Origin of the sequence: Kitasatospora sp. NPDC058115 (assembly GCF_042884635.1) — a bacterium.
Taxonomy (GTDB): Bacteria; Actinomycetota; Actinomycetes; order Streptomycetales; family Streptomycetaceae; genus Kitasatospora.
Map to the genome: position 1 here is coordinate 147,852 of NZ_JBHVTL010000005.1, position 20,964 is coordinate 168,815.

A 20,964-nucleotide genomic window follows, 5' to 3' on the forward strand; every position below is an offset into this window, starting at 1 on the left:
TCCTCGATCCGTTGCCCGAGGGTCCCACGTCCCGGCCGCCATGTGCAACCCAATGGTTGCGCGTGGCGGCCCGGCGCCACCGTCCCGCGCGCCGCGCCCCCCTCAGGCCGGGTACGCGTGCGTCTGGGCGGCCTTGACGGCGGCCCAGACCGTCGAGCCGGGCGCGAGGCCGAGTTCCGCGGCCGCCGCCGGGGTCAGGTCGGCGGCCATCGGGACGGCCCCCGCCAGGTCGGCCCGCACCTGGTCGCCGTGCAGCTCCAGGCCGGCGACCGTCAGCTCCCACACGTTGCGCGCGCTGCCCTCCGGCCGGGCGGGGTGCAGGGTCACGGCGGAGGGCGGGAACGCCACGAACGCGGGCCCGGACAGTTCCTCGTCCGTCGTCAGCACGGCGCCCTGCGGCAGCGTCACCCGGTGCCCGTCCGCCGTGCCCCGGTAGAGGTTGAGGCCGACCAGCCGGGCGATGTAGTCGGTGCGCGGCCGGCGCGCGATCTCCGCCGGGAGGCCGGACTGCACCTGGCGGCCCTCCTCGATCACCACCAGCCGGTCGGCCAGCACCATCGCGTCCAGCGGATCGTGCGTCACCAGCACCGCGACCGCCTCGAACTCCGCCAGGTGGCGGCGCAACCGGGCCCGGACGTCGAGCCGGGTGCGGGCGTCCAGGGCGGCCAGTGGCTCGTCCAGCAGCAGCAGCCGCGGCCGGACGGCCAGCGCCCGGGCCAGCGCCACCCGCTGCGCCTGGCCGCCGGAGAGCCGGCCCGGCCGGGCGTCCGCGTGCTCGGCCAGGCCCATCCGCTCCAGCCAGACCGCCGCCTCGGCGCGCGCCTCGCGCCGGGAGCGGCCCCGGCAGCGCGGGCCGAACGCCACGTTGTCCAGCGCGCTCAGGTGCGGGAACAGCAGGTAGTCCTGGAAGACCACGCCGACCGGGCGCTCCTCGGCGGGGGTGTGCAGCCGCCGCGCAGGGTCCTCCAGGACGCGCCCGTCCAGCCGCAGGTGGCCGTCGCCGAGCGGCAGCAGACCGGCCAGCGCGCGCAGGGCGGTGGACTTGCCGGCGCCGTTCGGGCCGAGCAGCGCGACCACCTCGCCGGGGGCGGCGGTCAGCGCGAGGTCCAGGGTGAAGGCGGCGCGCTCGACCCGCAGCCGGGCGTCCAGGCCGGTGGCGGGGCCGGGGCCGTGGCCGGTGGCGGTGCGGTCGGTCGGGGCGGTCATCGGCGGAGGCCTCCGGGGACGGGGCCCGGGCGGGCCGGCGGCAGGGGCGCGGAAGGTGTCACGGCGTGGTCAGCCAGCGCTCGCGCAGCCCGGCCAGGACCGCGATCGAGACCACCAGCAGCACCAGCGACAGCGCGATCGCCGCCTCCGGGTCCGACTCCATCGCCAGGTAGACGGCGAGCGGCATGGTCTGGGTGCGGCCGGGAAAGTTGCCCGCGAAGGTGATCGTCGCGCCGAACTCGCCGAGCGCCCGCGCCCACGCCAGCACCGCGCCCGCCCCGATTCCCGGGGCGATCAGCGGCAGCGTCACCCGGCGGAACGTCGTCAGCCGGGAGGCGCCCAGCGTCGCGGCGGCCTCCTCGTAGCGCGGATCGGCGGCGCGCAGCGCACCCTCGACGCTGATCACCAGGAACGGCATCGCGACGAACGCCTCGGCGATCACCACACCGGTGGTGGTGAACGGCAGGGTCAGGCCGAACGCGGAGTCCAGCCAGGAGCCGACGATGCCGCGCCGGCCGAGCGCCAGCAGCAGCGCCACGCCGCCGACCACCGGCGGCAGCACCAGCGGCAGCGTCACCAGGGCCCGGATCAGCCGCCGGCCCGGCAGTTCGGTGCGGGCCAGCAGCCAGGCCAGCGGCACCCCCAGCACCAGCGACACGCCCGTGGCCGCCGTCGCGCAGACCAGCGACAGGCGCAGCGCCTCCCACACCTGCGGGCTGGTGAGCTGGTCGGACAGCGTGCTCCACGGCGCCCGGACCAGCAGCCCGACCAGCGGCAGGACGAGGAACGCCAGGCCGAGCAGCGCCGGGAGCAGCAGGGCGGCCGGCACCCGGTGCGCCCGCCGGCGCCGTCGGCGCGGCGGGCCGTCGGCGGGGTCGGTGCGGTCGGCGTCGTCGTCGGTGCGGCGGATCACGGCGCCTGGAAGCCCGCCGCGGTCAGCACCTGCTGCGCCTCGGGCGACCGGACGTAGGCGACGAAGGCGGCGGCGCCGCCCTTGTTCGGGGCCTTGGCCAGCGCGGCGATCGGGTAGTCGTTCACGGCCTTGGCGGCCTCGGGGAAGTCCACGCCGTCGATCTTCCCGGAATCGGCCCGCACATCGGTGCGGTACACCAGCGACGCGTCCACCTCGCCCAGTTCGACCTTGGTCAGCGCGCCCTTGACGTCCTGCTCCAGGGTGACCGGGGTGAGGTCGACGTTCGCGGCCTTGAGGGCGGTCAGCGCGGCGGCGCCGCAGGGCACCTCCTTGGCGCAGAGCGCGACCTTCACGCCGGGGGCGGCCAGGTCGGCCAGGGCGGCGAGGTGCTTGGGGTTGCCCTTGGGGACGGCGATGGTGAGGGTGTTGCGCACGAAGGTCGCCGGGTCGCCGGCGGCGCCGCCGGCGTCGGTGACGGTCTTCATGGTGGCCGCGCTGGCGGCGGCGAAGACGTCGGCCGGGGCGCCGGAGTTGATGCTGGCGGCGAGGGCCGAGCTGCCGCCGAAGTTGAAGCCGACCTTGGTGCCGGGGTGGGCGGCCTCGAACTTCCTGCCGAGGTCGGTGAAGGTCTCCTTGAGCGAGGCGGCCGCGAACACGGTGACCGTCCCGGAGACCTGGGGGGCACCGGCGGTGGCCGCGTCCGTGGCCGCGTTCCCGGTGGTGCCCGAACCGCCATCGCTGCCGCAGGCGGTGGCGCCGAGCACGAGGGCGAGGGCCGCGGCGCCGGCGGCGGTGAGTCTGCGGATGGTCATGGCCTTGCTTCCCCTCCTGGGCGCGCCGCGGGGGCGCGGAGCAACGGCCGCATCTGCGGCCTTTATGCCGATCATAGTGCCGCAGTTGCGGGCCCTGGATCCCCTGTTCCCTCGCAGGAGCCAGGGCTCGGCCGGGCGGCGCGTACGCGCCGTCCCGCCGCCGTCCCGCCGCCGTCCCGCCGCGGGCGCGCCGCCCGGCCGCCGGAAAACCCTTCGCGCGGGGTCGCGCCGCAGCGGGAGAGTGGCCCCGTCCGTCCACCAGTCCGTCCGCGCACCGGCCGACCGGCCGAGCCCGGGGAGGAGTACGCCCATGTCCACGCTGCGGGTCACCGCCGAGCGGCTGACCGTTCTGGAGCACCCGAACGCCGACGCCCTCGAACTGGCCCAGGTCGGCCTCTACCGCGCGGTGGTCGCCAAGGGGGCGTTCCGCACCGGCGACTGGGCCGTGTACATCCCGGAGCAGGCCGTGCTGCCGGCCCCGCTGATCGCCGAGCTCGGCCTGACCGGGCGGCTCGCCGGGAGCGGGGCGGACCGGGTCAAGGCGGTGCGGCTGCGCGGCGAGCTGTCGCAGGGCATCGTCTGCCGGCCCGCCGCCCTGGCCGGCACCGACCTGCGGGCGGCCGCCGCGCGCGGCGAGGACTTCGCCGCGCTGCTGGGCGTCACCAAGTGGCAGCCGCCGGTGCCGACCACGATGAGCGGCGACGTCGTGTCCGCCCCGGACCTGCTGCCCTGGGTGGAGGTCGAGAACCTCAAGCGGTTCCCGGACGTCTTCGAGCCCGGCGAGCCCGTCGTGGTGACCGAGAAGCTGCACGGCAGCTGCTGCCTGGTCACCTACGACGCCGCCACCGGCGAGGTGTGGGTCTCCTCCAAGGGCGTCGGCGCGCGCGGGCTGGCGCTCGTCGAGGACGAGCGCAACCTCTACTGGCGGGCGGTGCGGGCGCACGGGGTCGCGCGGGTCGCGGCGCGGCTGGCCGAACGCCTGGGCGCGCAGCGGGTCGGGATCTTCGGCGAGGTCTACGGCGCGGGCGTGCAGGACCTCACCTACGGCGGGTCCGGGCGCGGCGCGGAGCCGGGCTACGCCGCCTTCGACGTCTCGGCGGTGTCCGGCGGGCGGCTGCGCTGGCTGCCCGCCGCCGAACTGCTGGACGGCGAACTGCCGTTGGTGCCAGAGCTGTGGCGCGGGCCGTTCGCGGCCGACACCGTGCTGGCGCTCGCCGAGGGGCGCGAGACGGTCTCCGGGCGCGGGCTGCACCTGCGCGAGGGCGTGGTGGTCCGGCCGCTGACCGAGCGGTACAGCCCGGTGCTGGGCGGCCGCGCCATCGCCAAGGTGGTCGGTGACGCCTACCTGACCCGCAAGGGCGGCACCGAGTACGAGTAGGCCCCCGGGGCGTGAACGGCTCGGCGCGCGCCGTGAGGCGTCCGCCGAGCCGCTCCATACGCTCCTTCTGCTGTGATTACCACTCAGTTACGTTGGAAGTGGATGGAAGTGGGACGAGGGGAACGACCGAGGAGGGGACATGGCGCAGACCTTCGCCGCCGTCACCGTGGCTGCGGCCGCCGGAGCCGCCGGTTCGCAGCGGATACCGGGCCCGCCCGGACTGCCGCTGGTGGGTTCGCTGTTCGACCTGACCCGCCGCCCCCTGCGGACGTACCTCGACGCCCGCCGCGACTACGGTGACGTCGTGCGCTTCGTGGCCGGACCGCCCGGGCTGCGCGCGGAGTTCCACGCCGTCTTCTCCCCGGAGGGCGCCCACCAGGTGCTCGCCGGCCAGGCCGCCAACTTCCGCAAGGACAACAGCTTCTACGACGAACTGCGGACGAGCCTCGGCAACGGCCTGCTGACCAGCCAGGACGGCGACTACCAGCGCCAGCGCCGACTGATCCAGCCGCTGTTCACCCGCCGCCGGGTGGACGGCTACGCGCGGGCCGTCGGGCTGGAGTGCCGGGCGCTCGCCGACCGGTGGCGGGCGGCGCCCGACGGGGTGGTGGACGTCGCCGGGGAGATGTCGCGCTTCGCGCTGCGCACGGTCTCCCGGATCCTGTTCGGATCGGACGTGGAGGCGGCGGTCGACGTGGTGCACCGCAGCTTCCCGGTGCTGGGGGAGTTCGTCCTCGAACGCGGGTTCGCGCCGGTCAGGTTGCCGCTCTCCTGGCCGACGCCGGCCAACCGGCGCGGCGGTGCGGCGCGCCGTGACCTGTACGCGGTCTGCGACCGGATCATCGCGGACCGGGCCCGGCGGGCGGAACGGTTCGGCGGGGCCCACCACGGCCCGGACGGCACCGGTGGAGCGGGTGGTCCGGGTGGTCCGGGTGGTCCGGGCGGCCCGGGTGGAACGGAGGACCTGCTGGAGCTGCTGACGCGGGCCCGGGGCGAGGGCGGCGAGCGGCTGGACCCGGACGAGCTGCGCGACCAGGTGCTGATCTTCCTGCTCGCCGGGCACGAGACCACCGCGACCTCGCTCGCCTTCGCGCTGTTCCTGCTGGCCAAGCACCCCGAACAGCGCCGGCTGGCCCAGCGGGAGGCGGACGCGGTGCTCGGCGGGCGCGAGCCGGTGGCGGCCGACCTGGAGGCGCTGCCGTACCTGACCCGGGTGCTGAAGGAGGCCATGCGGCTCTACCCGCCCGCCTCGCAGATGGGGCGCCGCTCGGTGGCGGAGTCGGTGGTCGACGGGCACGTCATCCCGGCCGGCGCCCAGGTGATCCTGGCGCCCTGGGTGACCCACCGGCACCCCGCCCACTGGGAGGAGCCCGACCGCTTCGACCCGGACCGCTTCCTGCCCGAGCGGGAGAGGGCCCGGCACCGCTACGCCTGGTACCCGTTCGGCGGCGGGCCGCGGGCGTGCATCGGGCAGCACTTCTCGATGCTGGAGTCGGTGCTGGCGCTGGGAGCGCTGCTGCGGGACTTCGACCTGGAGGCGATCGACCACGGGGTGCGGCTCGGCCAGGGCATCACGCTCCAGGTGAAGAGCCCGATGCGGGTCCGGCTGACGCCGCGCGGCTGAGCCACCGCGAAAGCGCGCACGGAAGCGTGCAGCGAAGCGCGGGCGGGCGTGCAGCGAATCGCGGGCAGCGAATCGCGGGCAGGGAAGCGCGGGCGGGGAAGCGCGCCCGCACGGAATTCGCAAGAACGTGCGCACCGGAATGTGCGCGCGCGGATGAACACGCGAATGCGTGAGCGAATTCGCGAACGAACCACCGCGCGATGCATTGCCGGGATTCAGAGCGGGCAGGAGGACGGAGCAGCCATCGCGCGCGGGAGCGTCATGGCTGCTCCGGCCGGTGGTCGCCGGCCGGGCTTCGGAATGCCGATGTCCGAGGGGGCGGCATGGCGGGCGCGCCGGATTGTCGGGGGGATCAGCGGCCGAACGGCTTTTCCGGGGCCGAATCGGCGGAATTCGATCGGGTGTTCACGGAACTGCTGCCGAGGCTCCACCGGGCGGCCGCGCGGCTGCTCGGAAATCCGTTCGGCGCGGGGGACGTCGTGCACGAGACGTATCTGCGCATCGCCCGGCGCCCCGCCCGCTTCCTCGGCCATCCGCGGCCCTACGCCTACGCGTTCACCGCCATGGTCAACGTGGTCCGCGACGAGTGGCGCCGCGACCGCCGCCGGCTGGTCCCGTTCGAGGCGCTGGAGGACGTCGAGGCGCTCGGCGGCGAGGCCGGCGGGCAGGCCGAGCTGCAGGCGCACTGGGAGGTCGTGCGGCTGCTGGGCTGCCTGACGGCCAAGCAGGCCCGGGCCGTCCTGCTGGTCGACCTCGACGGGTACGGTCTGGAGGAGGCCGCCGCCCTGCTCGGCGTCCACCGCTCCACCCTGGCCCTCACCCGGCGGCGGGCGCTGGAGCGGCTGCGGACCGTCCTCGAACGGGAGCGCGAGACGGCCGACGGGTCCGGTTCCGGCTCCGGCTCGGGCCCCGGGCGGGGCCCCGACGCGCCGGACTGACGGTCTGTCAGCTGCCGCCCCGCTCCCGCCCGTACGCTGAACCGTGATCACCTACGAGGAGCACCGGCTCCGCTCCCTGGCGGACCAGGGCCGGTGGATCGAACTGCTGGGCGCCTACCGGCAGGCCCGGGCCGCCGCCGTCGCGCTCGACCCGGTGGCCGGCGGTGCGGCCGGCGGTCTGTTCCGTGCCCCGGGCGGTCCCGCGCAGGGCCGGGCCGCCGCCGCGACCGCCCCGCTCGGCCACCTGATCGCGTACGCCGCGCCGCCCGAGGTGGCGGCCCGGCTGTTCGACCCGGACGGCGGGCCCGGCACCGCCGCCGACGTCACCGACCACGACGCCGGACCGCTCTGGGAGGTGCTGGCGACCCGGCACTCCTGGCGACGGCTCGCCCCGCTGCTCGGCCCGCCCCCGGTGCGGCGGCTGGTCGCGCAGACCCGGGTGCTGCTCGGCGAGGACCTCTCCCGGGACGCCGAGCCGGACCGGGAGGGCGTCCCGCTGCGGCTGGAGCCGTGGGAGGCGGCGGGCCGCACCGAGGGCGCGCCGGTGCGCGAGTACCTGCGCGACGGCGGTGCGCGCAGTGCGCTGCTGACGCTGCCGGCCAGCCGCGAGGGGCTGGCCCCGGTGGAACTGCCCGCGCCCGGCACCCGGCTGCCCGGGCAGCCGGCCACCCGGGCGCTCGCCGAGCTGGCGGGGTGGGCGCGGGCGGTCTGCGTCCGGGGGCCGGCGCCGTGCGCCGCCGCGCAGCTCGCGCCCGGGCGGCTGGTCACCGGCGGGTACCTGCCGTTCGTGCTCGCCTGGCCGGCGCTGGTGCAGGCGGGCGTCACGGGCCGGGCGCACGGCGCGGCGCACGGGCGGCTGGCGCTGTGGCGGGCGCTGGCGGCGATGACCGGGGCCCGGCGGCCGGGGTGGGCGGACCGGGCGGACCTGGTGGACCGGGCGGAGGTGGGCGCCCTGGTGGCCCGGATGCGCTGCTTCACCTGGGAGGACCCGGCGGACCGGCTGCGCCACCTGCACCTCGCGCTGGAGGACCCGGCGAGCGGCCTGAGCTGGGCGCTCAGCGGGTCCGAGGAGGTCTGAGGGCGGTGCGGGCATGGCGAACCCCCGGTCCGGCGCCTTTCCGGGGGGTTGGGCGGGGCGCCGGACCGGGGGAGTCAAGGGGTGGGGCGGCAGGAGGTGGGGCGGCAGGGGTGGCCGGGGCTCAGGCGGCGGCCGCCGGTACCACCGCCGGGGCCGCGGGCACCGCGGCAGGCCCGGCGGCGCCGCGGCCGTGGCCGTCGGCGCCGTGGCCGTCGGCGTCGGCGTCGAGCAGCGTCCGCTCGTCGAACGGCACCGCGCCCGTCAGCACCTGCCGGGCCCGCTCGCGGTCGAACTCCCCGGTCCACTGGCCGATCAGCACGGTGGCGACGGCGTTCCCCGCGAAGTTGGTCAGCGCCCGGGCCTCGGACATGAAGCGGTCGATGCCGACGATCAGCCCGACCCCGTCCACGAGGGCCGGCTTGTGCGACTGCAGCCCGCCGGCCAGGGTGGCCAGCCCGGCGCCGGTGACCCCGGCCGCGCCCTTGCTGGCGATCACCATGAAGACCAGCAGCGACAACTGCTCGCCGACCGACATCGGCTTGTCCAGCGCCTCCGAGATGAAGATCGAGGCCATGGTGAGGTAGATCGCCGTGCCGTCCAGGTTGAAGCTGTAGCCGGTCGGGACGGTGATGCCGACCACCGGGCGGCTGACGCCCAGGTGCTCCATCTTGGCGATCAGCCGGGGCAGCGCGCTCTCCGAGGACGAGGTGGAGAGGATCAGCAGGAACTCCCGGCCCAGGTAGCGCAGCAGGGCGAGGACGTTGACGCCCGCGACCAGCCGCAGCAGCGTGCCGAGCACCACGACCACGAACAGTGCGCAGGTCAGGTAGAAGCCGATCATGATGACGGCGAGGCTCTTCAGCGCGGCCGTGCCGGTGGCGCCGACCACCGCCGCCATCGCCCCGAAGGCGCCGACCGGCGCCACCCACATGATCATCGCCATCACCCGGAAGACCAGCCGCTGCACGTGCTCGACGCCGCGCAGCACCGGTGCGCCGGCCGGGCCCATCGCCTGCAGGGCGAAGCCGGTCAGCAGGGCCACCAGCAGGGTCTGCAGCACCTTGCCCTCGGTGAGGGCGGAGAGCAGGGAGGTGGGGATCATGCCGAGCAGGAAGTCGGTGGTGGACTGCGCGCCGCCCGCGGCCGCCTGGGCGTGGCCGGACTTGGCGAGCGCGGCGGTCAGATGGAGGCCGCCGCCGGGCTCCAGCAGGTTGCCGACCAGCAGGCCGATGCCGAGCGCCACGGTGGACATCGCGAGGAAGTAGCCGAGCGCCAGGCCGCCGACCCGGCCCACCTTGGCGGCTTTGGTCACCGACCCGATGCCGAGCACGATGGTGCAGAAGATGACCGGGCTGATCATCATCTTGATGAGGTTGACGAAGCCCGTGCCGACCGGCTTGAGCTCCACCGCGAAGCCCGGTGCGGCCAGGCCCACCGCGACGCCCGCGACCACCGCCGCGATCACGGCGAGATAGAGGTAGTGGGTGCGGTCCTTCGCTCTGGCGCCCGCCCCCGCTGCTGTTCCGGTGATCGACATCCGCGGCTCCTTCGCCGTGCTGTGCCCGCCCGGCGCGCCTGCACGGGGGTGCGCGGCCGGACGGCTTCCTGGCGGCCCCGGGTGGTGGGCCGCTCCGACTATGCGGCCGGGCGTGACGCCGGTCACGCTTGCGTTCATAGAGTTCACGCGGGCACCGGGCGGCCGGCACCGGCGGACGCCGCGGGCGCCCGGGGACGCCGCGGCCGTGGTGCACACTGACAGGCATGTCCGCGCGTCCCCTCCCTCCGCCGCGCCGGCTGGTGCGCAGCCTGGCCGGACAGCTCTTCGTCGTCCAGGTGGTCATCGTCGCCGCCGTGGTGGCCGGCGGGGCGGTGCTGGCGTACCTGTTCACCGCCGACCGCGCGGAGGACGCCGCCCGCCGCCAGGTCACCGCCGTCGCCCGCGCCGTCGCCGACTCCCCGGACGTGCTCGCCGCCGTCACCGCGCCCGACCCGACGGCCGTGCTCCAGCCGTACGCCGAGCGGGTGCGGGCCGACACCGGGGTCTCCTTCGTCACCGTGATGGACACCGGCGGTGTCCGCTGGACGCACCCGCTGCCCGAGCAGATCGGGCGCACCTTCCTCGGCCACATCGACTGGGCGCTCGCCGGGCAGACCCGCAGCGAGACCTACACCGGCACGCTCGGCCCCTCGGTGCGGGTGGTCACCCCGGTGGCGGACGGGCGGGGCCGGGTGGTCGCCCTGGTCAGCGCGGGCATCACGGTGCAGTCCATCGCGGCGCGGCTGCGCGGGCCGCTGCTCGCCCTGGCCGGTGTCGCGGCGGGCGCGCTGGCGATCGGCGGGATCGGCACCTACCTCGCCAACGCCCGGCTGCGGCGGCACACCCACGGCATGGGCCCGGTCGAGCTCAGCCACCTCTACGAGTACCACCAGGCCACCCTGCACGCCGTACGGGAGGGGCTGGTGCTGCTCGACCGCGACCGCCGGGTGGTGCTCTGCAACGACGCCGCGCGTGAACTCCTCGGCCTGGCAGGGGTGGTGGAGGGCCGGCCGGTCGCGGAGCTGGGCCTGCCGGGAGCGCTGGTGGCCGCCGTCTCGGGGGCCGGGCCGGTCCGTGACGAGGTGCACCTGACGGCCGAGCGGGTGGTGGTGCTCAACACCTCCACCATCGGCACCGGCCTCGGCCGCGTCCTCACCCTGCGCGACCACACCGAACTCCAGTCGCTCAGCGGCGAACTGGACTCGGTGCGCGGGTTCACCGAGGCGCTGGGCGCACAGGCGCACGAGGCCGCCAACCGGCTGCACGCCGTCGTCTCGCTGATCGAACTCGGCCGCCACCGCGAGGCGGTGGAGTTCGCGACCGCCGAACTCGCCCTCGCCCAGCGGCTCACCGACCGGGTGGTGGCCGCCGTCGGCGAGCCCGTCCTGGCCGCCCTGCTGCTCGGCAAGGCCGCCCAGGCGGCCGAACGGGGCGTGGAACTGACGCTCACCCCGGACAGTTCCATCGACGACGGGGTGCTCCCCGCGCACCTGAGCGCGCGCGACCTCATCACCGTCCTCGGCAACCTGATCGACAACGCCGTGGACGCCGCCATCGCGGGCGCGGGCGCGAGCCCCGAGCCGCCGGAGGTCATCGTCACCGCCCGGATCGACGGCGAGCACCTGCTGCTGAGGGTCGCCGACACCGGCGCCGGCATCGCCCCGGACGCGGTCGACGACGCGTTCCGGCGCGGCTGGAGCACCAAGGCGGACCGGACCGGGGGCGGCCACGGGCGCGGACTCGGACTCGCCCTCGTCGCGCAGGCCGCCCGGCGCAACGGCGGCACCGTCGAGGTCGGCCGGGAGCGCGGCGCCGTCCTCACCGTCCGGCTGCCGCTCGACCGTCCGGCGCGCGCCGGGGGCACGGAGGGGGCGATGGGCGCGGAGGGCACGGAGGACGCGGAGGGTGCGGACGACGCGGGGGAGCACGGGCCCGGCGGGCGTGTGGCGGTGGCCCCGTGAGCGCCGCGCGCCCCGCGATCTCCGTCCTGGTCGTCGAGGACGACCCGGTGGCCGCCGCCGCCCACGCCCTCTACGTCGACCGCGAACCGGGCTTCCGCACCGCCGGGACCGTGCACGGCTGCGCCCAGGCGCTGCGCTTCCTGGAACGCGAGCGCGCCGCCGGGCGGCCCGTCGACCTCCTGCTGCTCGACCTCTACCTGCCCGACGGCCACGGCCTCCAGCTCTGCGGCACGCTGCGCGCCGCCGGGCACACCACCGACGTCATCGCCGTCACCTCCGCCCGCGACCTGACGATGGTCCGCCAGGCCGTCTCCGCGGGCGTCGTCCAGTACCTGCTGAAGCCGTTCGCCGCCGCCGCGCTGCACGACCGCCTGGAACGCTACGCCCGCTACCGCGACACCCTCGCCCGGACCGGCCCGGCCACCGGGCAGGACGAGGTCGACCAGGCACTCGCGCTGCTCCGCGCACCCGAACGCACCGCCCTGCCCAAGGGCCTGTGCGCACCGACCCTGGACACCGTCGCCGGGGTGCTGCGCACGGCCCGCACCGGCCTGTCCGCCGCCGCCGCGGGCACGGCGGCCGGGGTCTCGCGGATCACCGCGCGCCGTTACCTGGAGCACCTGGTGGACACCGGTCTCGCCGCCCGCGAGCCCCGGTACGGCACCGTCGGCCGCCCGGAGCTGTGCTACCGCTGGACCGGCGACGGCCGCCACGGCGGTGCCGACGGCGGTACCGGCACCGAAGGTGGCGGAGGTCGGCGGGAATTCCCGTGATCATGACGGTTGTTGACGCCGTGACAGCAGCCGTCGTGTGAGAAGGGCCTCCCGTGCGCGCCATCCGGATCGACCGCTTCGGCACCCCCGACGTCCTGCGGGTCGTCGACGTCCCCGAGCCCGAGCCCGAGCCGGCTCCCGGCGAGGTGCTGATCCGGGTCGCCGCGACCGCCGTCAACCCGGTCGACGAGAAGACCCGGGAGGGCGCCATCGGCGAGGGGACGCCGCCGCTGCCGATGACGCTCGGCTGGGAGCTGGCGGGCACCGTGGTCGACGGCGGCGACAGCGGACTGCGCGCCGGGGAGCCCGTCGTGGCGATGTCCCACCAGCTCGCCTCCGGCCGCGGGACGTGGGCGGAGCTGGTCGCGCTGCCGGCCGCGGCGGTGGCCCGCGCGCCCAGGACGGCCGGCCCGGCCGCGGCGGCCACCCTGCCGCTGCCCGGGCTGACGGCCTGGCAGACCCTCGACTGGCTGGCGGTGGAGGCCGGTGAGCGGCTGCTGGTCGCCGGCGCGGGCGGAGCCGTCGGCGGGCTGGCGCTGCAGATGGCCCGGGCGCGCGGCGTCGAGGTGGACGCCCTGGTCTCCCGGGACGAGCAGGCCGCCTTCGCCCGGGCGCACGGCGCCGGACTGGCCACCACCGACCGCCGCGCCCTGCGCGAGGGCGGCTACGACGCCGTGTTCGACACCTTCGGGGCCTTCGTCACCGGGGCGGTGGCCGACGGCGGCCGCTACGCCTCGATCGCCACCCAGGCGGGCCCGGTCCCCGACCTGTCCGGCCGGGGCGTGCGCACCACCGTCCACCAGGTGCGCGAGGACGGCGCGGCGCTCGGCGAGCTCGCCCGGCTGGTCGACGCCGGGGCGCTGCGACCACGGGTGCACGCCGTGTTCGCCCTGGAGGAGGTCCGCCGGGCGCACGAGCGGTTCCGGCGCGGCGGGCTGAACGGGAAGCTCGCCCTGGTGTTCTGAGCGGCGGGTGCGGTGCCCGATGGGTGCGGTGCCCGTCGGGGTCAGCGGGTGACGAACTGGGTGAGCAGGGCCTGCACCTCGTAGATGTCCACGCCCTTGGTGAAGTTCTTGGAGATCGGCAGTGCCGCGCCCGACACCCAGATCTTCAGCTCGGCGTCCAGGTCGAAGTTCCCGGCGGTCTCCACGGCGAAGTGGGTGATCGAGCGGTAGGGGATCGAGTGGTACTCGGTCTTCTTGCCGGTGATGCCCTGCTTGTCGACCAGGATCAGCCGGCGGTCGGTGAACAGGAAGGAGTCGCGCAGCAGTTGGTACGCGGCGTGCACCTGCTCGCCCTCGCCGAACAGCCGGGCGAACTCCTTCTGGGCCTCGTCGTTGTCGACCCGGTGGGCGTTGCCGAAGAGCGCCACGCCGGCTCCTTCCGTCGGGCACCCGGGGCGGGTGCGGAGGGTCCCGAGTCTGGCACGCCCCCGATCACGCCGGGGTGGCGGGCCCGTCCGCGGTCCGTTCGGCGAGCGCGAGGTAGCGGTCGTCGGCGTCCGTGTAGGAGACGAGGCGCCAGCCGGCGGCGGCGAGCAGGGGGCGCAGCCGGGGCTCGGCGCGCAGGTCGTCCGGGGTGACGGCGCGGCCGTGGCGGGCGGCGAGGGCGGCCCGGCCGACGGGGTGGAACAGCGCGAGCCGGCCGCCGGGGCGCACCACCCGGGCCAGTTCACCGAGGGCGCGGAGCGGGTCGGGCAGGTGGGAGAGCAGCCCGGCGGCGAAGACGGCGTCCAGCGCGGCGTCGGGCAGCGGGAGCCGGGCGCAGTCGGCGAGCAGCAGGCGGGCGGCGCCGGGGTGGCGGGCGGCGGCCTCGTGCAGCATCTCCGGGGTGACGTCGACGCCGAACACCCGGCCCGCCGGCCCGACCGCGGCGCGCAGCGGCGGCAGGGCGCGTCCGGTGCCGCAGCCCGCGTCGAGCACCGAGTCGCCCGGGCGCAGGGCGAGTTCGGCGACGGCGGCGGCGTAGCGCGGGCCGTCGTCGGGGAACTTGGCGTCCCAGCCGGCCGCGCGGACGGCGAAGAACGCGCGCGTGCGGGCGAGTTCGGCGGCGTAGGCGTCGGGGGCGCCGTCAGGGTCGAGGCCGGTGTCGGTGTCGAGGTCGGGCGAGGGCCGGGCGGGCGTGGAGGGCGTGGAGGGCGGCATGCGGCGAGGGTAGCGCGGGGCGGGGCGGGGCAGGGCCGGGCGCGTGCGGAGGCCGGGCGTGACCTCCGGACGGCTCGCTCGTTGGGGAAACGGGCCCGATGTCACCCGCACGGGTGGTTCCGGCGACCCGGGGGCGGATCCGGACGGACCGGGGAAGTAAGGTTAGCCTCACCTAATTTCTTGGGAGTCCGTCTTGACGCTCGCCGCTGAGCCCGCCACCGGTCCGACCGTCCCCGTCCCCGCCCCCGCCGCCCAGGACCCCGCCGCCCCGGCCGCCGCCGTCCTGCGGCGCCAGCGCGTGCGCGAATCCGCCGCCCGCACCTACGCGCGCTCGTTCCCGATCGTCCCCGTGCGCGCCAACGGCATGACCGTCGAGGGCGCCGACGGCCGCCGCTACCTCGACTGCCTCTCCGGCGCCGGCACCCTCGCGCTCGGCCACAACCACCCCGTCGTCCTGGAGGCGATCCGCCGCACCCTCGACAGCGGCGCCCCGCTCCACCTGCTCGACCTCGCCACCGCGGAGAAGGACGACTTCACCACCGCCCTGTTCGAGAGCCTGCCGCCCGCCTTCGCCGACGGCGCGCGGGTGCACTTCTGCGGCCCGGCGGGAACGGACGCCGTCGAGGCCGCGCTCAAGCTGATGCAGACCGCCACCGGCCGCTCCGGCGCCCTCGCCTTCACCGGCGCCTACCACGGGATGACCGCCGGCGCCCTCGCGCTCACCGGCAACGTCGCCGTCAAGGAACCGCTGCCCGGCGGCGGCGAGGTGGTCCGGCTGCCCTACCCCTACGGCTACCGCTGCCCGTTCGGGGTCGGCGGGCGGGCCGGCGCCGACCTGTCCGCCACCTACGTCGAGCGGCTGCTCGACGACCCGTCCGGCGGCGTCGTCCCGCCCGCCGCGATGATCCTGGAAGCCGTCCAGGGCGAGGGCGGCGTCGTCCCCGCCCCCGACGACTGGCTGCGCGCGATGCGCCGGATCACCGCCGAACGCCGCATCCCGCTGATCGTCGACGAGGTGCAGACCGGGGTGGGCCGCACCGGCGCGATGTGGGCGGTCGAACACAGCGGGATCGTGCCGGACGCGATGGTGCTCTCCAAGGCGATCGGCGGCAGCCTGCCGCTCGCCGTCGTCGTCTACCGCGAGGAGTACGACGGCTGGCGGCCCGGCGCGCACACCGGCACCTTCCGCGGCAACACGCTCGCCATGGCGGCCGGCGCCGCCACCCTGCGTCACGTCGCCGCCCACGGGCTCGCCGAACGGGCGGCGGTGGTCGGCGAGCGGATGACCGGACGGCTGCGGGCGCTCGCCGGCGAACTGCCCGTGATCGGCGAGGTCCGCGGGCGCGGGCTGATGATCGGCGTCGAGCTCGTCGACCCGGCGGCGGAACCGGACGCCTGCGGGGCGCGGCCGGCCGCCCCCGCACTCGCCGTCCGGGTGCGCGAGGCGTGCCTGGCGCGCGGGCTGATCGTCGAACTCGGCGGCCGGCACGACGCCGTCCTGCGGCTGCTGCCGCCGCTCACCATCACGGACGAGCAGGCGGCCGCGGTGCTGGACCGGCTCGCCGACGCCGTCGCGGCGGCCTCGGACCCGGCGGCCTCCGCGTGAGCGCGGACGATCCGGACGGCGCGGACCGCGTGGACGGCCCGGGCGGCGGGCGGCGGCCGGACGCGCTGGCCGGCGGCGTCGGAGGGCCCGCCGCACTCGGCCCGCTGCTCGCCACCGTCCTCGACGCACTGGAGACCGGCGCCACCCGGCGCGGCGGCCCGCTGCCCGAGGGCCGTCCCGAGGACCTCGCCGCCCGGACCGCCGAGGCGCTCGCCGCCGCCCACGGCCCCGGCGCCCTCGCCCGGCTCACCGAACTCCTCGCCCACGGCGCCGCCGACCCTGCCGACCCCTACTGCGCCGCCCACCTGCACTGCCCGCCGCTCGCCGTCGCCACCGCCGCCGACCTCGCCGTCAGCGCCCTCAACCCCTCCCAGGACTCCTGGGACCAGGCCCCCGCCGCGACCGCGCTGGAGACCGCGCTGCTCGCCGAACTCGCCGCCCTCGTCGGCTACGACCCGGCCCACGCCGCCGGCGTGCTCACCTCCGGCGGCACCGAGTCCAACCTCATGGGCCTGATGCTGGCCCGCGACCAGAAGCTCGACGGCATCGTCGAACTCGACGGCCTCCTCGGCCGGCCCGCCGGCACCCGGCCCCGGATCTTCGCCTCCCGGGCCGCCCACTTCTCCGTCCAGCGGGCAGCCGCCCTGCTCGGCCTCGGCGAACGGGCCGTCGTGCCCGTCGACGTCGACCGTGAACTGCGGATGGACCCCGCCGCCCTCGAACGCGCCCTGGCCGAGGCCGACTGGGCCGGCGCCACCCCGCTCGCCGTCGTCGCCACCGCCGGCACCACCGACACCGGGGCCGTCGACCCGCTGCCCGCCGCCGCCGACCTCGCCGCCCGCTACGGCGCCTGGCTGCACGTCGACGCCGCGTACGGCGGCGGCGCACTGCTCTCCGACCGCCTCGCCCCGCTGCTGGCGGGCATCGAACGGGCCGACTCCGTCTCGCTCGACTGGCACAAACTGGGCTGGCAGCCCGCCGCCGCCGGGGTCTTCCTCGTCCGCCGCGCCGAGACCTACCTGTCGCTCGCCCGCCGCGCCGCCTACCTCAACCCGGCCGACGACGAAAAGGCCGGCTACCCCAGCCTGCTGGGCCTCTCGCTGCGCACCACCCGGCGCCCCGACGCCTTCAAGCTCGCCGTCACCCTGCGCACCCTCGGCCGCGCCGGACTGGGCCGCCTCGTCGACGCCTGCCACGACCTCGCGCTCGCCGCCGCCGACGCCGTCCGCGCGGACCCGGAACTCGAACTGCACGCCGAACCCGTGCTGACCGCACTGCTGTTCCGCTACCGCCCGGCGGACGCCCGGGACGAGGCCGCCGTCGACCGGGTCAACGCCGCACTGCGCCGCGAACTGCTGCGCACCGGCCGCGCCGTGGTCGGCCGCACCGAACTGCCCGGCGCGGGCCCGGGGCGGGTGCGGCTGAAGCTCACCCTGCTCAACCCGCACACCACGCCCGAGGATGTCGCCGGCCTGCTCGGCGAGGTCACCCGGGCCGGCCGGGAAGCCTGGCACACGCTGCGGTAGCCCGGCCGGCTCCGCCCGGGGCGCCGGGTTTCGTCACGGGCGGGAGCGGTGGGTGCGGGCCGTTGGTTCGTGGTCGGCGCGGGCCCGGGGCGGGTGCGGCTGAAGCTCACCCTGCTCAACCCGCACACCACGCCCGAGGACGTCGCCGGCCTGCTCGGCGAGGTCACCCGGGTCGGCCGGGAAGCCTGGCACACCTTGCGGTAGCCCGGCCGGCTCCGCCTGGACCGCCGACGCGTGGTCGGCGCGGGCTCGGGATGGGTGCGGCTGAAGCTCACCCTGTTCAACCCGCACACCACGCCCGTGGACGTCGCCGGCCTGCTCGGCGAGGTCACCCGGGTCGGCCGGGAAGCCTGGCACACCCTGCGGTAGCCCGGCCGGCTCCGCCTGGACCGCCGACGCGTGGTCGGCGCGGGCCCGGGATGGGTGCGGCTGAAGCTCACCCTGTTCAACCCGCACACCACCCCGGAGGACGTTGCCGGCCTGCTCGGCGAGGTCACCCGGGTCGGCCGGGAAGCCTGGCTAGACCGGCCGGCTCCGCCCCGGACTGTCGACGCGTGGTCGGCGCGGGCGGGAGCGGTGGCTGCTGGCCGTTGGTTCGTGGTCGGCGCGGGCTCGGGATGGGTGCGGCTGAAGCTCATCCTGTTCAACCCGCACACCACCCCGGAGGACGTTGCCGGCCTGCTCGGCGAGGTCACCCGGGTCGGCCGGGAAGCCTGGCACACCTTGCGATAGACCGGCCGGCTCCGCCCGGGGCGCCGGGCTTCGTCACGGGCGGGAGGGGGTGTTGTGGATCGTCGGTTCGTGATCGCCAGTCCCGAAGGGCTTCGTCACCGGCGGGAGCGGTGGCTGCGGGCTGTTGGTTCGTGGTCGGCGCGGGTGGTCGGGGGCCTTGCCGTGGGCGGTGGTTCCGCCGGGCCTCGCGCCAGCGGCAGCCGCGGGTCGGCGGTGGGGGTGGGCGTTGCCTCGGGTTCCCGGTGGCCTCGTCGGTGGGGGCGTCCTCGGAGGCCTCGTGGTCGGCGGTCCCGCCGGGCGTCGTCGCCGGCGGGAGCGGTGGCTGCCGGCCGTCGCTTCGTGGCCGGCGCGGGCGGCCAGGGGCCTCGCGACGGGTGGTCTTGCCGAAGATCGTCATCACGGGCGGCAAGGGTGGACCGCCCGCTCGTGGCCGGCCGCGCGGGCGGGGGTTGCCTCGCGGTGGGTGGCCCTGCCGGCGGTGGACCGGCCAGGTCGCGTCGGGTTCCGGGCTGCCGGCCGGTGCCTCCGGCGAGGCGTCCCAGGCCCCCCGGGCCCCCGGGGCCTACGGGGCGAGCAGGATCTCGCGGCAGCGCTCCCAGGTGGCCGGGTCGGCGGCGGCGAGCAGGCCGTCCTCGCCGCCGGGGGCCTCGGGGCGGTACGGGGTGCCGTCGAGGCGGGCGGAGCGGCCGCCGGCCTCGGTGAGGAGGAGGGAACCGGGGGCGTGGTCCCAGGGCAGGGTGCGCCAGTAGAGGATGAAGTCCATGGCGCCCTCGGCGAGGTCCGGGTACTCGATGCCGGCGGCGTGGCGGCCCGGGGTCATCTCGCCGAAGGCGGTCGTGTTGGCCTCGACCAGGCGGCGGCGGGACGGGTCGAGGAAGCGGCTCTTCACCGAGCCGCGCCACTCGGCCGGGTCGGCGACGGCCGGGGTGCGGGTGAGGCGGTGGCCGTCGCGCCAGGCGCCGGAGCCGAGTTCGGCGGTGTAGGTGGTGGCGGTGACGGGGTGCCGGATCCAGGCGGCGACCGTCCGGCCGTCGCGCACCAGCGAGACCATCACGGCGTACTCGGGCCGGCCCGCGATGAAGTTGGAGGTGCCGTCGACGGGGTCGACGAGCCAGGCGGCGGGTTCGGCGTGCAGCGCCCGGGCGAGGTCCGGGTCGGCGGCGACGGCCTCCTCGCCCACCACCGGGACCGGCAGCAGCTCGCGCAGCCGCCGGGCGATGATCACCTCGGCCTCCCGGTCGGCGACGGTGACCACCTCGCCCGGGGCCTTCTCCATCACCTCGCCGGCCGCCAGCGCGCGGAACCGGGGCTCCACCACTTCGGCCGAGGCCTCCGCGATGATCTCCGCCACCTTCTCCATCAGCACGTGCCCGCTCCCTTCGCCGGCTACCACCTTCGCACGTCAGTGCGGAGTCGGCGTGCGGCAGGGCGGGCGCAGCCGGCGGCGCTGACAGCGGACAGATTCCGGAGTCTGTCAGCGCCCGCCGGCTCGGCCGCCGGCCGTCAGCCGCCGAGGTGGTGGAACCCCGGGCGGGGGTGCATGAGGAAGTCGTGGTGCGAGATGTTCCAGCCGTACGCCCCGGCCATGCCGAACAGCACCCGGTCGCCCGCGCGCAGGCCGGACGCCGCCGGGGCGCCGTGGGCGAGGACGTCCTTCGGGGTGCAGAGCTGGCCGGTCAGCGTGGCCCGGCCGGTGGTCACGGCCGGGCGCGTCCAGGGGTGCGGCCAGTCGGCGACCCGCAGGGTGGTGAACGGCTGGCTGTGGCCCCGGGCGGCCGGGGTGCGCAGGTGGTGGGTGCCGCCGCGGACGACCGCGAAGTCCTCGCCGTGGCTGCGCTTCACGTCCAGCACCTCGGTGGCGTACCAGCCGCAGTACGCGGTGAGCGCCCGGCCCGGCTCGATCCGCAGGAGCGTTCCCGGGTGGCGCTCCAGCAGCCCGCCGAGGCCCTCGCCGAACGCCGCCCAGTCGAAGCGGGCGGCCGGGTCGCCGTAGTCGACGGCCATGCCGCCGCCGACGTTGACCTCCTCCAGCCGGAACGCGTGCCGCTCCGCCAGCCGGGCGGACCAGGCGACGATCTGCCCGGCGAGCGCCAGTTGCTCGGCCGCCGCGAGCCCGCTCGCCAGGTGGGCGTGCACACCGCGCAGCCGCAGGCGCCGCCGGACCGCGCCGAGCGGGCCGAGCGGGCCGACCGGCTCGGTGAGCATCCGCACGGCGGCCTCGGCACGGTCCGGGTCCAGCCCGAACGGCGTCGGCCGCCCGCCCATCGCCAGGGCCACCGAGTCCAACGCGCCCGCGCCGACCGGCAGGTTCACCCGCAGCAGGACGTCCACCACCGCGTCCGGCCGCTCGGCCAGCGCGGCGGCGAGCCGGTGCAGCTCCTGCTCGCTCTCCACGTGCCAGCGGTGCACGCCCGCGTCGACCGCGGCGGCGATCTCGGCGGGCGTCTTGCCGGGCCCGCCGAACGCCAGCGGAGCGCCCGGCACTTCGGTCGCGACATGCGCCAACTCGCCTCCGCTGGAGACCTCGTAGCCGTCCACGACGCCGCGCAGCGCGGCCAGCACCGGCGCGTCCGGGTTGGCCTTGGCGGCGTAGTACAGCTCGACGCGCTCCGGCAGGGCGGCCCGGACGGCCGCGGCGTGCGTCCGCAGCGCGGACAGGTCGTAGACGAAGGCGGGCAGTTGCTCCGGCGTCAGACCCGCGACGTGGCGGCGGACGGCCTCGGTCACGGGAGCGGG

The 20,964-nt window shown here is 76.7% G+C and carries 19 protein-coding genes; 11 read left to right on the forward strand and 8 right to left on the reverse strand.

Annotated features, from left to right (window positions below):
- Positions 1–102: 102 nt before the first annotated feature.
- From ACFVVL_RS07165 to modA, 3 genes are read right to left on the reverse strand one after another with little or no spacing between them, the layout of a single operon-like run.
- Positions 103–1,206, reverse strand: a complete 1,104-nt coding sequence (locus ACFVVL_RS07165) for an ABC transporter ATP-binding protein (protein ID WP_387671928.1) — start codon at positions 1,204–1,206, stop codon at positions 103–105.
- Positions 1,207–1,264: 58 nt separating this feature from the next.
- Positions 1,265–2,116 (reverse strand): ABC transporter permease, encoded by an 852-nt coding sequence (locus tag ACFVVL_RS07170; RefSeq protein WP_387672215.1) that lies wholly within the window; start codon positions 2,114–2,116, stop codon positions 1,265–1,267.
- Positions 2,116–2,931, reverse strand: a complete 816-nt coding sequence (gene modA / locus ACFVVL_RS07175) for a molybdate ABC transporter substrate-binding protein (RefSeq protein ID WP_387671931.1) — start codon at positions 2,929–2,931, stop codon at positions 2,116–2,118. The genes ACFVVL_RS07170 and modA overlap by 1 nt, the downstream gene beginning before the upstream one ends.
- A 310-nt stretch (positions 2,932–3,241) precedes the next feature.
- On the opposite strand from modA, the gene ACFVVL_RS07180 reads away from it, so the two are divergent.
- The 4 genes from ACFVVL_RS07180 (at position 3,242) to ACFVVL_RS07195 (ending at position 7,949) form a co-directional block, all read left to right on the forward strand.
- Positions 3,242–4,309, forward strand: coding sequence for an RNA ligase (ATP) (locus tag ACFVVL_RS07180; protein WP_387671934.1), 1,068 nt, complete (start codon positions 3,242–3,244; stop codon positions 4,307–4,309).
- Between the two features lie 139 nt (positions 4,310–4,448).
- The gene (locus tag ACFVVL_RS07185; RefSeq protein ID WP_387671937.1) at positions 4,449–5,933 is read left to right on the forward strand and encodes a cytochrome P450; all 1,485 of its coding nucleotides are present in this window, start codon (positions 4,449–4,451) and stop codon (positions 5,931–5,933) included.
- Between the two features lie 401 nt (positions 5,934–6,334).
- On the forward strand, positions 6,335–6,871 hold the full coding sequence (locus ACFVVL_RS07190; RefSeq protein ID WP_387671940.1) for an RNA polymerase sigma factor: 537 nt from the start codon (positions 6,335–6,337) through the stop codon (positions 6,869–6,871).
- Between the two features lie 43 nt (positions 6,872–6,914).
- Positions 6,915–7,949, forward strand: coding sequence for a hypothetical protein (locus tag ACFVVL_RS07195; RefSeq protein ID WP_387671943.1), 1,035 nt, complete (start codon positions 6,915–6,917; stop codon positions 7,947–7,949).
- A 121-nt stretch (positions 7,950–8,070) separates the two neighbouring features.
- Here the strand turns inward: ACFVVL_RS07195 and ACFVVL_RS07200 are convergent, their stop codons facing one another.
- Positions 8,071–9,486 (reverse strand): cation:dicarboxylate symporter family transporter, encoded by a 1,416-nt coding sequence (locus tag ACFVVL_RS07200; protein WP_387671946.1) that lies wholly within the window; start codon positions 9,484–9,486, stop codon positions 8,071–8,073.
- 224 nt (positions 9,487–9,710) lie between these two features.
- Between ACFVVL_RS07200 and ACFVVL_RS07205 the strand changes: the two genes are divergently transcribed.
- From ACFVVL_RS07205 to ACFVVL_RS07215, 3 genes are read left to right on the forward strand one after another with little or no spacing between them, the layout of a single operon-like run.
- Positions 9,711–11,447 (forward strand): ATP-binding protein, encoded by a 1,737-nt coding sequence (locus ACFVVL_RS07205; RefSeq protein WP_387671948.1) that lies wholly within the window; start codon positions 9,711–9,713, stop codon positions 11,445–11,447.
- Positions 11,444–12,220: a response regulator gene (locus ACFVVL_RS07210; protein WP_387671951.1), complete on the forward strand. Its 777-nt coding sequence runs from the start codon at positions 11,444–11,446 to the stop codon at positions 12,218–12,220. Before ACFVVL_RS07205 ends, ACFVVL_RS07210 begins: the two co-directional genes overlap by 4 nt.
- Before the next feature lie 53 nt (positions 12,221–12,273).
- Entirely contained in the window at positions 12,274–13,185 is a 912-nt protein-coding gene (locus tag ACFVVL_RS07215; RefSeq protein WP_387671954.1) for a zinc-binding dehydrogenase, read from the forward strand.
- 41 nt (positions 13,186–13,226) lie between these two features.
- Here the strand turns inward: ACFVVL_RS07215 and ACFVVL_RS07220 are convergent, their stop codons facing one another.
- Positions 13,227–13,592 carry a PH domain-containing protein gene (locus tag ACFVVL_RS07220; RefSeq protein ID WP_380291574.1) on the reverse strand — a complete coding sequence of 122 codons (366 nt, stop codon included), beginning with the start codon at positions 13,590–13,592 and terminating at the stop codon, positions 13,227–13,229.
- A 64-nt stretch (positions 13,593–13,656) separates the two neighbouring features.
- A complete protein-coding gene (locus ACFVVL_RS07225) occupies positions 13,657–14,364 on the reverse strand; it encodes a class I SAM-dependent methyltransferase (protein WP_387671958.1) in 708 nt (235 codons plus the stop codon).
- 193 nt (positions 14,365–14,557) lie between these two features.
- On the opposite strand from ACFVVL_RS07225, the gene ACFVVL_RS07230 reads away from it, so the two are divergent.
- From ACFVVL_RS07230 to ACFVVL_RS07245, 4 genes are all read left to right on the forward strand, one after another.
- A complete protein-coding gene (locus tag ACFVVL_RS07230) occupies positions 14,558–15,970 on the forward strand; it encodes a diaminobutyrate--2-oxoglutarate transaminase family protein (protein ID WP_387671961.1) in 1,413 nt (470 codons plus the stop codon).
- A 29-nt stretch (positions 15,971–15,999) separates the two neighbouring features.
- The gene (locus ACFVVL_RS07235) at positions 16,000–17,496 is read left to right on the forward strand and encodes a pyridoxal phosphate-dependent decarboxylase family protein (protein WP_387672217.1); all 1,497 of its coding nucleotides are present in this window, start codon (positions 16,000–16,002) and stop codon (positions 17,494–17,496) included.
- A 48-nt stretch (positions 17,497–17,544) separates the two neighbouring features.
- Entirely contained in the window at positions 17,545–17,700 is a 156-nt protein-coding gene (locus tag ACFVVL_RS07240; RefSeq protein ID WP_387671964.1) for a hypothetical protein, read from the forward strand.
- Between the two features lie 219 nt (positions 17,701–17,919).
- Positions 17,920–18,228, forward strand: a complete 309-nt coding sequence (locus ACFVVL_RS07245; protein WP_387671967.1) for a hypothetical protein — start codon at positions 17,920–17,922, stop codon at positions 18,226–18,228.
- A 562-nt stretch (positions 18,229–18,790) separates the two neighbouring features.
- On the opposite strand, the gene ACFVVL_RS07250 is transcribed toward ACFVVL_RS07245, so the two are convergent.
- Complete coding sequence (locus tag ACFVVL_RS07250) at positions 18,791–19,588, reverse strand: inositol monophosphatase family protein (protein ID WP_380291600.1); 798 nt, start codon at positions 19,586–19,588, stop codon at positions 18,791–18,793.
- A gap of 143 nt (positions 19,589–19,731) precedes the next feature.
- On the reverse strand, positions 19,732–20,955 hold the full coding sequence (locus ACFVVL_RS07255; RefSeq protein ID WP_387671970.1) for a type III PLP-dependent enzyme: 1,224 nt from the start codon (positions 20,953–20,955) through the stop codon (positions 19,732–19,734).
- Positions 20,956–20,964 lie beyond the last annotated feature (9 nt).